The sequence below is a fragment of the Saccharothrix texasensis genome, from assembly GCF_003752005.1.
Taxonomy (GTDB): domain Bacteria; phylum Actinomycetota; class Actinomycetes; order Mycobacteriales; family Pseudonocardiaceae; genus Actinosynnema; species Actinosynnema texasense.
Genome location: NZ_RJKM01000001.1, coordinates 3,081,018 through 3,096,615, shown reverse-complemented (window position 1 = coordinate 3,096,615; position 15,598 = coordinate 3,081,018). Strand labels below are relative to the sequence as shown.

Sequence of the window (15,598 nt, the reverse complement as noted above, 5' to 3'; positions counted from 1 at the left end):
CCACACCTGATCTCCCCGTGCTCCACCGCGTCGCATGACCACGTCGACCCGACGCTGATCGTCTTGTGCGCCAACGTTTTCGGTTCGCAGCCGAGTCACTGTGTTCACCAATTCGCCATGAGGGGCCCTAGTGCGTCGTGACCATTCCTTGCCGACCTACGAGCAGCTTTTCGGAGCGCTCGACTTCCGCGCGGTCGACGAGGGGCGTTCGGTCTACTCGCCGGCGGCCTACCTGGCCGATCTCCTCGGACTGATCGACGACAACTTCGACGGCGACCCGCTGACCGGCGCGGATCGGCGGCCGGACCTCGTCGGGATTCCGCTGGACGGCGAGCACGCCTACGCGGAGTTACCGTATCTCGATGTCGTGAACCGGGTGCTCGCCGCCGTCATCGGTCCGGACGCGCACCAGGAGCTGAAGCGGCTGCGATTCCCGTTCGCGCTCCCGTTCGACCTGGACCGGGAAAAGGTGCGCCGCTACCTGGACCACTTCCGGGTCGGTCCGGTCGAGCTGTACGAGTTGTTCGCGCACCGGCCGGACCGCGATGTCGTCGCACGTGAGTTCCTGGGTCTTTCCGCGGTCGACGTGTCGCTGGTTACCACGGTCGTCACCGACGCGGACGACTTGCTGACGACCTACTACGGCGTCAACGGGTCTTTCGCCGACCTCCAGGACGTCCTCGCCTTCCTCCGCGCCACGCGGTTGACCGCCGCCGAGTTCGACGCGCTGGTCCACCTGGGCGGCGACGCGTTCGTCCACCAGGGCGGGCCGTGCGTGACCGTCGACGCCACGGGCAGGGAACTGGTCTGGGGTGACGGCTCCGGCCCCGTGCCGCCGGAGTGGTTCGAGCGGGTCGGCAGGTTCGTCCGGCTGGCCCGCCGCAGCGGCTTGACCCTCGCCGAGGCCGACGTGGTGCTGCGCCGCTGCTGCGGCAACCGGATCGACCTGGCCGCGCTGCGCGCACTGGCCGTCGTCGTCCACCTGCACCGCGGCCTGGACCTGCCGGTCGACGTCGTCACCAGTCTGGCGGGCCCGATCGACGACGACCTGTTCGAGCGCGTGTTCAACGAGCCGTTCACCGCCGAGCGCACGGTGATCGCCGGGCCCGCGACGCGGCCACCGGACGGTGTGCGGGTGCTGGGCGTCTCCGGTGACATCCTGGCGCCGCGCAACAAGGACTACCGCGTCCGCGTGAGCCGCGCGGTGGGCCTGTCGGAAGCCGACCTCGCCACCACGGTCCGGCGGGTGCGGCAGCGGTACGCGGGCACCGTGGCGCAGTCGGGTCCGTTCGACCACGACGACGTCGGCTTGGACGCGCTGTCCCTGCTGCACCGGGTCGGGCGGCTCACCCGTGCGCTCGACCTCACCGCCACCGAGCTGTTCGGCGTCCTGGACGCGTTGGACGACGAGCCGTCGAGCAGGCACGCCGGCGCCTTCGGCGGGCTGCTCGACACGGAACCGGTGACGTCGGACCTGTACCGGATGCTCGAAGCCCCCGACGTCGGTTCGGGCCTGTGCCTGGCGCAACTGCTGCTCGGTGTCGTGAGGTGGATGCAGGCGCTCGGCATGGACAGCGCGGAGCTCGGCGACGTCCTGGGCGGCACCGCACCGGGTGAGGTCGACGAGGACTGGGAGGCGGTCCGCGGCCGGGTGGACGACAAGCTGGACGAGGTCGGGCTGGCCCCTGAGCTGTTCGTGTCCGAGCGGTTCGGGCGGCGCGCCGCCCAGGTCCTGCACGACGCGCTCACCTGGTCCGATGGTGTCGTCGCACGCGATCCCCGCGTGCTGCGGCTCGACCCTGCGCTGGTGCAGGGGGCGGTGTACGACGCCGTGACCGGCCTGGCGGCGGTCGTCGAGGAGGACTTCCGCGGTCTCGGGGCGGCCGAAGCGCTGGCGGGCAAGGTCTTCACCAACCTCGTGCTCAGCGGCACGCTCGACTCCTCGGGTGTGCTGGTGGTCGACCGGCTCCCGTCGACGGCCGCGCGGTTCGAGGCGGCGGGCGACTTCCAGGACGTCGGGGAACCGCTGTTCGCCCTCATCGCCGAGCGTTGCGCGGGCGACCTGCCCGGCTTCTACCCCTCGGACCTCGCGACGCTGGGCGGACTCGCCGAGGAGCGCCAGGCGGAGCTGTACGACAACCTGGTCGTGCTGGGCCACCTCGCCCCGTCGGGTGAGATCCGCACGCCGGACTTCTTCCTGGCGCCGGAGAACGTCGCCGAGTTCGCGGTCACCGTGCCCCTCGACGCCGTCGCGCCGGAGGTGTTCGACCTGCTGCACGGGCTCGCCGAGCGGGTGTGGAGCGAGCCGGTGGCGCTCGACCCGGAGATCTTCGCCGAGGTGGCGCTCACCGCGCAGCAGCGGGGCGAGCTGCTGGAAAGCCTGCGGTTCAACGGCTACACCGATGACGAGGACAACTACGTCGACCCCGCGGCGCTCGTCCGCCTGCCCCTCGACGGGTTCGGTCTCGCCATCACGTTCCACCCGCACCGCGCGGCCGTCCTGCACGCCATCCAGGGCCAGCTCGCCTCGGCCCGCACGGCGGCGCTCACCGTGGACGCGGAGCGGTTCGGGGAGATCGCCGACGGCGCCACCGCACGCGCGGTGGCCGAGGCCCTGGCCGGCACGTACCTCGACGACGACGTGGCGCCCCAGGAGACCCGGGCGTTCTTCGCCGATCCGGACAACGTGGTGTCCCTCGCCGGGTCGCCCTGGGAGCGGCTGTTCTCCGCCGGCGACCTGGCGACGATCACCCACCGGACCGCCACCGTCCTGACCGACCAGCGGCCCTACCGGTTCGACCTCGACGCGGTCGCCGAGCTGGGCTTCGACGCCGACGAGACCACCCGGCTCGTGGAGGTCCTCGTCGCCCGGGGCGATCTCCGCGACGACCTCTCGGTGCCCGCCGACCGGCTCGCCTGGTTCGCCACCCCGTCCAACGCCCTCGGCTACGCCCTGCCCGCGTTGGAGGACTACGCCACCGACGTCTTCTACCTGCTGCACATCGCCGCCCGTGAGCTGGTGGCGGGTGTCGCGGAGGTGACCGCCGCCCTCACCGCCGGGGCGGACGTGCAGCGCGCCGCCCTGCTGGAAGTGCTGGCGGACGCGACCGGGCAGCCCGTGACGACGGTCGAAGCGCTCTGCGCGGGGGTGTGCGGCGGAGTGCCCGAGGCGTTCGACGTGCTGCCGGCGCCGGGATCGGCCGGCCGCCGCGCCTACCACCGCATCCGGCGGTTCGCGCTGCTGGTCACCCGGCTGGGTCTGGACGCCACCCAGGTCCGCATCGCCTTCCACGACCAGGACCTGGCGGGCAAGTTCGCCGAGCCGCTGGTGCTGCCGGCCGGCGTCGACCGCGTCGACGCCCTGCTGGACTCCGCAGACGGCGACCGCCACCTGTTCCGCGGCACCGGGTGGTGGACCTACCCGGACGGCGCCGAGGTCGCGACCGGGCCGAGGCCGCTGGCCGAGCTGTCGCCCCGGTTCGCCGGGCTCGACGGCGTGGACGCCGCGTTCACCGACGCGCAGGGCGCGGACTGGGTCGTCGGGCACGACGCCGGCGGGTCGCACGCCTTCGTCCGGAAGCCCGGCGCCGCGCACTGGGACCGCACCACGCAGGTCTGGGGCGCGGTCCGCAACACCTTCGGCGGCGAGCCGTCCCGGATCGACAGCGCCTTCGTGGACGGGGAAGGCCGGACCTACCTGTTCCGGGGCGACCAGTACGTGCGCTACTCCGGCACGGACTACACGTTCGTGGACGAGGGTTATCCCCGCGCGATCGGCGAGTGGTGGGAGGGGGAGGGGCGGCACGCGCCGTTGCCCGACCGGTTCCGGACCGCGGTGGACGCGTCGTTCCAGGACCGCGACGGCACGACCCACCTGTTCTCGGGCGATCGGTGGCTGGCCGTGGGCGACGTGCCGGCCGAGCGGCCGAGCGCCGAGGTCTGGGGCCGGGTCCGCAACGCGCTGGCCGACACCGGGCGGATCGACGCGGGTTTCGCCGAGGCGTCGTCGCTCGTGCTGTTCTCGGGCAACCAGGTGGTGCGCTACTCCGACAGCGTCGAGAACGACGGCGTCCTCGTCGACGAGACCTTCCCGCGCTCGATCGAGTCCTACCTGCCCGGTGTGCCGGTCGGCTTCGACGGCGCGCTGGACGCGGCCTTCGCCGACGCCGTGGGGGTGGTGCACCTGTTCAAGGACGGCCGCACGGTCGCGCTGGAGCCCGGCGGGGCCGGTGCGGCGGCGCCGGTCGCACCGGCCCCGACCGCGCAGCGCTGGGGTGTGCTGGGGCCGGTCCTCGCCGACGGCGCGGTCGACGCCGCGTTCGTGGGCCTGGACGGCATGACCTACCTGTTCAGCGGCGACAAGTACCTGCGGTACTCCGGCGCCGACTACTCGGTGGTCGACTCGGGCCACCCGCGGCGCATCGCCCCCGACTGGGGCGGGTTGCGGCGGGTCGGCGCGTCCTTCGTGCTGGACGGCGCGACCCACTTGTTCGGCGCGGGCGGAGCGCTGTTCGACCTCCCGGTCGAGCACGAGCCCGACCTGGCCGCGGGCGCCGTGTCCCGGGCGCTGCGCGACCTGCTCCAAGAGCACGGGATCACCGTCGCCGCGGACACGCGCGTCACCGGCGCCGCGCCGGAATGGCGTCTGCAGGCGGAGAAGGGGATCAGGCTCGTCCTGCGGCGGGCGACCGACAAGGTCGAGGTGCGAGCCGACCCCGGGCAGGACGTCCAGTACCACGTCCGCTACTCGACCCGCGCCTACGCGGCGCCCGACCCCGGCTACCCGAGGCCGTTGGCCGAGAACTGGTGGAACCTGCCCGACGAGGGGTTCTCCACCGTCGACGCGGTGTTCACCGGCCAGGACGACCGGACCTACCTGTTCTCGGGCGGCCAGTACGTCGTGTTCGACAACAAGCGGCGCTGGTGGTCCGAGCCGAGGCCGCTGGGCGACCGGTGGGACAGCCTGCCGTTCGACCGCGTCGACGCGGCGTTCGTGGGCAAGGACGGCAGGACGTACGTCTTCTCCGGCACCCGTCACGTCCGCTACTCCGGCCACGACCACTCCGGTCTCGACGACCGCTACCCGGCCTCGAACACGGCGTTCTGGGGCAACGTCGTCAACACCATCGCCCGACACGGCCGCGTCGACGCCACGCTGGTGCTGGACTCCGCCACCTACCTGTTCAGCGGCAACCAGTACGTGCGCTACGACGGCGCGGACCACTCGACCGTCGCCGACGGCTACCCCAGGTCGCTGGAGGCGCTGCGGTCCGAGCCGGGGTTCGCCGGGCTGCCCGGGCCGCTGACCGGTCCGGTCGAGGTGGCCTTCGCCGACCGGCGCACCGCCTACCTGGTGGTCGACGGCCGCTGCCACGCCGTGTCCGACACCCTGCACCGCCGCTACCAGGACTTCGGCGACGTCGGGTGCGCGTTCATCGAGGACGGCTCGGTCCTGGTCGAAGGCGCCGAGGGCTGGCGGCGCTACAGCGCCTTGGAGGGCGCGACCGTCACCAAGACCCCCGTGCGGCCGCGGGTCCTGCGCACGGCGCCGGCGGGGTACCGCACCGGCTTGGACGCCGTGCTGCGCGGCGCCGACGGCAACACCTACCTGTTCAAGGGCACGTCGTGCTTCGACGTGCGGCTGAACCGGGAGTACCCGCTCGCCGAGGACTGGGGACGCGGCCGCAACACCATCGCGCTGGACAACCACGTCGACGCCGCGTTCGTCGGGCGCGACGGGCGCACCTACGTCTTCAGCGGCGACCAGTTCGTCGTCTACGAGGGCTCTCAGGTCGCCGACGCGCACATCGTCGGCGAACCGCGGTCGATCGCCGAGCACTGGGCCGGCCTGACCAGCGTGACCCTGGCCTACGTCCGGGACGGCCTGACCCACGTGTTCGAGAAGCCGGACGCCCGGGGCGCCCAGCGCTACCTGGTGTTCTCCGGGGCCGACTACACGCGGGTGGACGAGGGCTACCCGTCGCGCGTCGAAGCGGCCTCCTGGGACGTCCCCGCCGACCTGCGGCCCGCCGGTTTCACCGCGCCCGACGCGGTGCTGTTCGAGGGCCGGACCATGCTGGTGCTGGTCGGCGACGAGTTCCTGGCGCGCGACGAGGACACCGGCGCGTGGTCGCCGCCCCGGCCGGTGAGCCGGCTGTGGCCCGGTGTCGAGCGCGACTGGCCGGGCGCGGTGACCGCCGCGTTCACCGGGCCGGACGCCGCGACCTACCTGTTCTTCCCGGACCGGTTCACCCGCGTCGCCGCGGGCGCGGTCGCGTCGCACCGGCCGATCCGGGACGCCTGGGGCCTGACGCGCAACAACTTCGCGGCCGGCGGCCGGGTCGACGCCGCGTTCGTGGACTCGGGCGGGACGACGTTCCTGTTCTCCGGCGACCAGTACGTCCGCTACACCGGCGCCGCCTACCGCCACGCCGACCCGGGCTACCCCAAGCTCATCGCCGACAACCTGCGCGACGAGGACGCGTTCGCGAACCTGCCCGACACGTTCGAGGACGCGGTCGCCGCGCGGATCGAGGCGGGCGCCCGCGCCGTGGTCGACGCCGTCGTCGCCAACCGGCGCACCGCGTTCCTGTTCGTCGGCGGCGACTGCCATGTCGTCTCCCGCACCCTGACCGCGACCTACGACCTCGCCGAACTGGGCCTGGGCAGGGTCCGCAACACGCTCGCCGAGCGGGGCCGGGTGGACGCCGCGCTGGTCGACGACGGCCGCACCTACCTGTTCAGCGGCGACCAGTACGTCCGCTACTCCGGCGACGACCTGTCGTTCGTCGACGAGGGCTACCCCCGGGCGATCGAGACCTCGCTGCCGGCCGAACTCGGCATCACCACCCTGCCCGAGCAGCTGCGCGACGGCGTCGACGCGGCGTTCCGCGGCGGTGACGGCGGCGTCCGCCTGTTCGCCGGCCCGCACTGGATCGACGTGCGGCGGCCCGACGTCCGGCCGGTCGCCGGCGTCTGGGGCCGGGTCCGCAACGCGTTCACCGACCACCCCGGCGTCGACGCGGCGTTCGTCGCCGAGGGCGGTGAGCTGTACGTGTTCCGGGGCGGGCAGTACGCCCGCTACAGCGGCGAGGACCGCGAGTTCGTGGACGACGGGTTCCCCCGCACGGTGCGCGACGACTGGGGCGACCTGCCCGCCGCGTTCGAGGAGGGCGTCGACACCGCGTTCGTCCTCGGTGGACGGACCTACCTCGGCCGGGGCGAGCAGTACGTCCGCTACTCCGGCGACGGGTACCGGCAGGTCGACCGGACCTACCCGCAGGTGTTCCGGCAGCGGTGGTCGGCCGCGGCGGACTACCGGATCGAGGACATCCGCGCGATCGCCCGGTTCGCGGGCACGGCTCGCACCCGCGACGGGCTGGCGGAGTTCGTCGCGACCGGTCCGGGCACGGTCGCCGACCCCTACAGCGGGCTCGCCGGGATCATGGGCTGGGACCCGGAGGACCTGCGCTGGCTCGTCCGGCGCCGCGCCCTGCTCACCGGCACGCCCGTCGACGACCGGGTCGAGCTGGAACTGCTGCTGAAGCTGGTCGACGTGTTCGCCGTGGCCGACGCGCTGGGCGCGGGGCCCGCCACCGTGTTCGACGTCTGGTCCGGGCTGCACGGCGGGCAGCCCTCCGACGCCGCCACGGCCACGCTGCTGCACGACCTGCTGGCGCGCCGGCACAGCCCGCAGGACTGGGCGGTGCTCTCCCGCCAGGTCCACGACGAGCTGAACGTGGTCGAACGCGACGCGCTGGTGCCGGCCGTGCTGGCCAAGACCGGCGCGGACACCTCGCGCGAGCTGTTCCAGCGGTTGCTGATCGACGTCGACATGGGCAGCCGGGGCACGACCTCCCCGATCCGGGAGGCCATCGCGGCCACCCAGCTGTTCCTGCACCGCTACTTCCTGGACCTGGAGGAGGTCTCGCACACCGGCGGGACGGACGCGCAGGTGCGCGCCCGGCTGCGGACGTGGTGGACCTGGATGCGCAACTACCGGGTCTGGGAGGCCAACCGCAAGGTCTTCCTCTACCCGGAGAACTACCTGCGCCCCGAGCTGCGGGCCGGCAAGACGCCGGCGTTCGAGGCGCTGGAAGCCGACCTGTTGCAGGGTGAGATCACGCCCGAGTCGGTGGAGCGCGCCTACAAGCGCTACCTGGACGAGTACACCGAGGTGTCCCGCCTGGCGATCGCGGGCGGCCACGTCTACGCGGCGGGCGACGAGGGCACCCGCGACCTGGTCTTGTTCGGCCGCACCCGGACCCAGCCCCGGCGCTACTACTACCGGCGCGCCCGGTTCCGCAGCGCCGACAAGCTCACCGGGTCGTGGGAGCCGTGGCTCGACGTCGACGTCCAGATCGACGCCGACGAGGTGCACCCGGTCCACGCGTTCAACCGGGTGTTCGTGTTCTGGACCACGGTGGAGTCCGTCGCACCGGCCACGCCCTCCACGACCACCCTGCTCACCCGCGAGCAGGGCGACGGCCAGGAGATCACCGCACCTCCCGCGACCGAGCGCGTCAAGATCCACTACTCGTTCGGCAACCTGAACGGGGAGTGGGTGCCGGCGCAGACGTTGGCCATGGACACCCGCCGCGACGGCGCCATCTACGACGCCAGGCTGGCCGTGGAGGTGGCCGGCTCCCGCGCCGGCGGTCCCGAGTCGATCGTGGTGACCTGCACGTACTCGGTGATCACCACGGAGCCCGGTGAGGCCGGGGCCGCGCCTGTCCTGACCAAGTCGACGCACGTCCAGGCCGCCGCGCTGACCCCGGAACTGGTGGAGGAGGTGTCCCCGGTGCGCGCCCTCGGCGCGGGGACGCCCGGTGGCGTCGTCCCGGCCGCCGATCCGATGCACGAGGTCCTCGCCGCGGCCGAGATCGCCGCGGCCACCGGGGCGGGCGCGGCGCACCGGCCCCGCGTGGTCCGGTTCACCAGCCCGAGCGGGGCCGACTACGGCCCCTGGTTCAGCATCGACCACAAGGGCGGCAGCTTCCTGTGCCGACCGGCCGCCGTGGCCCCGGCCGAACCGGTCGCGCGGCGTCCGCTCGACGACCTCGGCCTGACCGGGTGGACCCGGGTCGACGCCGCGGTCGAACTCCCCGGCGGCACCCGGCTCTTCTTCGACAACCAGGCCCGGCGCTACGTCGCCGTCACCGGCGGCACGCCCGGCGACGGCGGGACCACCGCGGACCGCTGGGGGCGCGGTGCGACCCACCTGGCCCGCACCGGCGCGGTGGACGCCGTCCTGCGCCGCGGCGAAGGCGACCGCGAGCACACCTTCGTGTTCTCGGGCGGGCAGTACTTCCGCTACCGCGGCGTGTTCGGCGCGCTCGACCCCGGATACCCCAAGGACATCGTCACCAACGACGAGGACTTCCCGCGCTGGGAGCGGATCGACGCCGCGTTCACCGACCTCGACGGCACCGAGTGGTTCTACTCCGGTGCCGGCGCGGGCCGGATGGAGCGCAGCGGCAGCATCGGCACCCCGGTGACCGGTCTGTTCGCCGACGGGGCCGGACCCCACCGGTTCGACGCGGCCGTCGTCGACGTCGACGCGCAGCACACCTACGTGTTCGTCGGGGAAGACTACGTCCGCTACTCCGGCAAGGACTACCGCGCGCCCGACGGGAACCGCGCGCACAAGATCGCCGAGAGCGACGAGACCTTCCCGAAGTGGCCGATGATCGGCGCGGCCCTGCGGCTGGGTGACACGTCCTGGTACTTCGACGACTCGACCCGGATGTGCACCGAGGTCAAGGTCGTGCCACCGCCGGACCGCCGCCCGCACCCCAGGGCGAAGCACGCCGACCCGAAGCACGCCGACCCGAAGCACGCCGACCCGAAGCACGCCGACCCGAAGGGCGCTGATCCGAAGCGCGTCGAGACGACCTGGCCGAGCCGGGACCTGAACCGGGGCGCGACGGCCGGCGGCCTCGCCACGGTGGACTCCGCTCACGTCGAGGCCGGGTTCCTGTACCTGACCAGCGGCAAGCAGGTCGTCCGCTACACCCTGCCCGAAGACGGCTCGGCGCCGGACGTCGTGGACGAGGGCTACCCGCAGGACCTGCCCTGGCCGGTGACCGCCGTGTTCCGGCGCGGCCCGCGCCGCTACGCGTTCAGCGGCGGCCACTACGCGCACCTGTCGTCCGGCCTGGCCGACCTCACCGGGTTCGCCCCGATCGAGGGCAACTGGGGTGACCTGCCCGAGGACTTCGCCGCCGAGTTCACCGGGTTGTTGGACAGCGAGTCCGACCAGCACCTCTACCTGTTCCTCGGCGCGGGTTACCTGGCCTACCCGACCACGATCGGCGTGCCGCGGCCGTTCGAGCGGGCCGCGCTGCCCATCGAGGTCGTCCGCCTGACCACCAGCACGGCCGCGCAGCTCAACCAGCGGCTGCTGGCCGGTGGCGTGGCGGCCCTGCTGGACCCGGCCAGCCAGGAGCTCGACGAGCGCCCGGCGTTCCGGACCGACCGGTCGGAGCGCAACACCATCCAGGTCCGCGCCGACCGGGTCGTGGCGAACCGGTTGCCCGCCGGCGCGCACCTGGACTTCGAGAGCGCCAACGGGATCTACTACTGGGAGATCTTCTTCCACGCGCCCGTCCTCATCGCGCAGGCGTTCAACGACGCGCAGCGGTTCGCCGACGCGCGGCAGTGGTACGAGTACGTCTTCGACCCCACCGAACCCGACCGGCACTGGCGGTTCCTGCCGTTCCTCGCGGTGGACCTCGCCGCGCTGGCCGACCGGGTGCGGCGGGACGTGGCGGAGCTGGCCGAGCGGCTCACCGCCGCCGGGTTCGACCAGCAGGCCGCGCCGGCCGCCGAACTGGCCCGGGTCGTGGCGGACCTGGAGCGGCTCACGCCCGCGTTCCGGGAGAACCGCACGCTGGACGAAGCGGAACTGGTGGTGCTCGACCGGCTGTCGGCCCCGCAGCTGCACCTGCTGCTCGCGGACGCGGCGACCGCCGCGGCAGCCCGGATCACCCCCCGCACCCGCGAGCCGAAGCGCAGCCAGTGGCTGGGGGTCGTGCGGGCCGTCGAGCAGGTGCAGGAGCGCGCCGCGCTGATCGCGGACCTGCGGCGGCACTACGACCTCGTGAGCGACCGCGACCGGCTCGTCGACGCCTACCGCAGCGACCCGTTCGACCCGCACGCCATCGCCGACCTGCGCCCGGTGGCCCACCGCCGGGCGGTGGTGATGGCCTACGTCGACAACCTGCTCGACTGGGGCGACATGCTCTTCCGCCGGCACACCGGGGAGAGCGTCGACGAGGCGCGGATGCTCTACGTCTTCGCCTGGGACCTGCTGGGCCTGCGGCCCGAGCTGCCCGGGAAGCTGCCGCTCACCGCGTCGCGCACCTACCGGCAGCTGGACGACGAGCCGGGCGACCTCGACCTGCTGACCGAGCTGACCGACGGCGGGCGGCTGCTCGAAGGACCGGGCCGCGTCCACGCCGGGGTGGCCGACCGCTACTTCCGGATCCCGGACAACACCGTGTTCACCGCCTACTGGGACCGGGTGGAGGACCGGCTGCGCAAGATCAGGCAGTCGCTCGACATCCTGGGCATCAGCCAGCCGCTGCCCCTGTTCGAGCCGCCGGTCGACCCGATGGACCTGGTCCGCAGCGTCGCCGCCGGCGTCGGCGTGGACCGGGCGGTCACCGCGGTCTCCTCCGTCGCGGTCCCGCACTACCGGTTCGAGGCCACGTTCCGCCGCGCCCAGGAGATGGTCGACCGGCTCCGCCAGTTCGGCGGTGAGCTGCAGTCGGTGCTGGAGCGCCGGGACTCCGAGGAGCTCGGCCTGCTGCAGAACCGGCAGGAGGGCGTGATCCTGGAGATGACCCGGGCGATCAAGAACGCGCAGGTCGAAGCCTCCGCGGCGAACCTGCGCGAGCTGCTGGCCAGTCGTGACGCGGCCAACCAGCGGATCGCCCACTACCAACGGCTGATCACGAACGGGCTCACCTCGCTGGAGCAGGCCCAGCTCGGGATCATGGGCACGGCCGCCGCCATGCACCTGACCTCGGGCGTGCTCAAGGTCGCCGCGGCCATCGCCCACGCCGTCCCGCAGACCACGATCGGCCCGTTCAGCCTCGGCACCACGTGGGGCGGGCACCACCTGGGCAACGTGCTGGACAAGGCCGCCGAGATACCCCAGGTGCTGGGCGAGGGGTTCTCGGTCACCGGTGAGCTGCTCGGCGTGCGCGCCGAGCAGGAACGCACGCACCAGGAGTGGGAGTTCCAGCTCGCCACCGCCGGGAGCGACCTCGCGCAGATCGACCACCGCGTGACCGAGGCCGAGCACCAGCTGTCGAACGCACGTCGTGAAGCCGAGGTCCACGCCCAGGAGATCACGCACAACCAGGCCGTCGGCGCGCTGCTGAAGGACAAGTTCACCAGCGCCGAGCTCTACGGGTGGATGGCCGGCCGGTTGTCCGGGCTGTACTTCCAGGCCTACTCGATGGCCTACGACACCGCACGGGCCGCCGAACGCGCGTTGCGGTTCGAACGGGGCCTGAACGACGCCGAGTCCACGTTCATCCGTCCGCTGCACTGGGACAGCCGCCGCGCCGGACTGCTCGCCGGGGAAAGCCTCGCGGTGGACCTGGACCGGTTGGGCCAGGCGCACGCCGACACCGGCGCCCGCGACCTGGAGATCACCAAGCAGGTGTCGCTGCTGGAGCTGGACCCGGCCGCGGCGCTGCGGCTGGCCGGGAGCGGGTCGTGCGAGTTCACCCTCCCCGAGGAGCTGTTCGACCGCGACTTCCCCGGCCACTTCCGGCGCCAGATCCGGACCGTGACCCTCACCTTCGTCGGCGCCGACGGCGAAGCGGCGCAGCCCAACGCCACCCTCACCCAGCTCGGGCACAAGACGGTGCTGGCACCCGACCCGAAAGCGGTGCGCCACCTGCTCGACCCGAAGGAGCCGCCGCCCGACACCCTGCGCGGCGACTGGCGCGCGAGCCAGCAGATCGCGCTGTCCCAACCGGGAGGCCAAGAGAACAACGGGCTGTTCGAGCTGCGCTACGACGACTCGCGCTACCTGCCGTTCGAGGGCACGGGCGCGGTGTCCACGTGGCGCCTGGAGCTGACCGGACGTCGGTCGACGAGGGTGCGGGACGTCGTGCTGACCCTGCGGTACACGGCCGCGCAGGGCGGCGAGGTGTTCGCGAACGCGGTGAAGGGGATGCTCAAGCCCTACCCGGCGGCCCGCTTCCTCGACGTCGCGACCGAGTTCCCGGACCAGTGGCAGGAGTTCGTCGAGGGCGAGACGGACGAGCTGACCCTCCCGGTCACCGCGGACCTGCTGCCCGGACTCACCGGCCGCCACGTCATCGGCGTCTACCCGCACTTCGGCACGGCCACCGGCGCCGCGCCGCGGCTGACGTTGAACGGCGACCGGTCGACGGTGCTCACCGAGGGCAAGTTGCTCCTCACCCCGGACCTGCGCGTCGGCGACGACTGGACCTTCGCGCTCGACGGCGACAAACACGACCTGACGGGCCTCGGCCTGGTGCTGGCCTACCGGGCCGCAGCGGTCTGACGACGAAGGAGGACCAGCGATGCCGCCGAAGAAGCGCCAGCCGACCACCGGGAAGCCCGCCGCGGGCAAGCCGACCAAACCGTCCAACACCGCGCCGAAGAACCCGGCCCAGCCGGGCCTGGCCAAGACCAAGGGGACGAATCCGCAGCAGCAGAAGGCGAAGCCGCTGACCCCTCAGCAGAGGGTGACCAAGCTGAGGACGGACGCCGACGCGCTGCTGAAGGCGGCGTTCGGCAAGAGCGTCGACCGCGACGACGACGAGGTGATCACCAACAGCGTGATCGCCGAGATCGTGTTCGACCGCGACGAGGTGCACCGGCTGGCCGTGGCGCTCGCCGACGAGGTCGACGACATCAGGGACAGCCTCCAGAACAACCCGGTCAAGCTGACGGCCGAGGAAAACCGCATCCAAGGCGTGATCGCGACTCTCCGGGACCAGTTGGCCACCTCACGCCGGCCGGTCGCCCGGATGGCGGCGATCAAGCAGTTCGCCGCCGGGTTCCGCGGCGGGATCGTCGTGGAAACCGACCCCCTCACCGCCGACCTCTGGTTGCTGGCGAACAGCCAGATCCTCGAACCGAGACCGGCGGCGCTGCTCGACAACCACATGCCCGACAGCCGGCTCGTCACCGTCGACCGGTGCGTCGACGCGATCAAGGGCCGGCTGCTGGACGTCGACAGCATCATCACCACCCTCAACGGGCGTCCCGGCGCCCCGCAGGTGAACAAGATCCCGGATGACCTGTTCACCGCCATGGGTCGGGAGAACCCGGGCACCACCAAGCTGCTGACGGCACTGCGAAGCGGCCTCGCGCTGCAACCCGATCCGGCCGCGCTGAAGGCCTTGCTGGTCGCCGCCGACGTGCCCACCGAGGTGCCGAAGCTGCTGTCGGAGGCCGCGGCCGTGGGCGCCGTGCTGCTCGACGTGCTCGACGCGTGCCGCGCGACCGCACCGCAAGGCGGGCCCGCCCTGCACGGCCAAGCCGCCCTGCAGGGCAACACGGCGCTGGCGGGCAAGCTGCTCAAGACGATCGCCGACTCGGGGCAGAACACCGACTTCTTCCTCAACGGAGCCGGCGGCCAGTCCTTGGCCAACCTCAGGTACGCGACCGTGTCAGCGGACCCGGTGTGGGGCGGTACGACGGTGCCGACGAGCGACGTGCACTTCGGCCCGATCGGCCAACCGGTGCTCTTCGCGCACATCAGCGCCATCGCCGAGCCGCTGCCACCGCTGAACGAGCACACGCTGCCGCCGCTGCCCGCCGGTGTCGTCCGTGACCGCTACGTCGGCGGGATGAACTTCAACAACTCCGGCGGCGCCATGATCCTCCCGGTCGTCGACAACACCACCAACGCGCAGATCCACTACCGCGAATACGACATCCGGCCGTTCACCTTCACCTACGAGCGGGGCGGCGAGCGGGTGGTGGTCGGCTCCGACGGCAACAAGTACTACACCAACGACCACTACAAGACCTTCAGGAGAATCGCATGAGCGGGCTCGCCGATCTTCTCCGCGCCGGACCGCCGTCGTTCCACCTGACCGGCGCGAGCCACGCCGTCCTCGGCAAGTCCGCCGTCGAGCTGACCCTCGAACGGCGGACCGCGGCGGTGCGCCGGATCAGGGGAACCCGCTGCCGGACCGCGACAGCGCTGTTCGACGAGATGGCGGCGGCGCTCCAGTTCCCCGCGCACTTCGGCGGCAACTGGAACGCGCTGCGCGACGTGCTGTCGGACCTGAGCTGGGTGCCGGCCGAGGCTTACCTGCTGGTCGTCGAGGACGCCGACGACCTGCTCGCGGACGAGGCGGACGAGGTCCTGGCCACGGGCCTCGGCGTGCTGGCGGCGTCAGCGGAGTCGGCCGCGCCCGTGCCGTTCCAGTTCGTCCTGCAAGCCCCGCCCACCGGCCGCGTCGCCCGAACCCTGACCGCCAACGGCACCGCCTTCACCACCCGTCCTTGACGAACCGCGCAAGCCGACCACGCGAGGCGATGGGTCGGGGGAGTGGACGAGGGGGAGCGGAGCGCGGCGCTGGTGACCGGTCCATCA

At 72.6% G+C, this 15,598-nt stretch carries 3 protein-coding genes; all 3 read left to right on the top strand.

Going from position 1 to position 15,598, the window contains the following annotated elements; all coding sequences use genetic code 11:
- Positions 1-130 precede the first annotated feature (130 nt).
- The 3 genes from EDD40_RS12295 to EDD40_RS12285 are packed head-to-tail and all read left to right on the top strand — an operon-like array spanning position 131 to position 15,511.
- On the top strand, positions 131-13,549 hold the full coding sequence (locus EDD40_RS12295; RefSeq protein ID WP_123743023.1) for a hemopexin repeat-containing protein: 13,419 nt from the start codon (positions 131-133) through the stop codon (positions 13,547-13,549).
- Positions 13,550-13,568: 19 nt separating this feature from the next.
- Positions 13,569-15,044: a ribonuclease domain-containing protein gene (locus EDD40_RS12290; protein WP_123743022.1), complete on the top strand. Its 1,476-nt coding sequence runs from the start codon at positions 13,569-13,571 to the stop codon at positions 15,042-15,044.
- Positions 15,041-15,511, top strand: a complete 471-nt coding sequence (locus tag EDD40_RS12285; RefSeq protein ID WP_123743021.1) for a barstar family protein — start codon at positions 15,041-15,043, stop codon at positions 15,509-15,511. Before EDD40_RS12290 ends, EDD40_RS12285 begins: the two co-directional genes overlap by 4 nt.
- The last annotated feature ends 87 nt before the right edge of the window (positions 15,512-15,598 follow it).

Bases quoted from the DNA above. Each gene is read 5' to 3' on its own strand.
- EDD40_RS12290 (WP_123743022.1), top strand. From the start codon at position 13,569: ATGCCGCCGAAGAAGCGCCAGCCGACCACCGGGAAGCCCGCCGCGGGC.
- EDD40_RS12285 (WP_123743021.1), top strand. From the start codon at position 15,041: ATGAGCGGGCTCGCCGATCTTCTCCGCGCCGGACCGCCGTCGTTCCAC.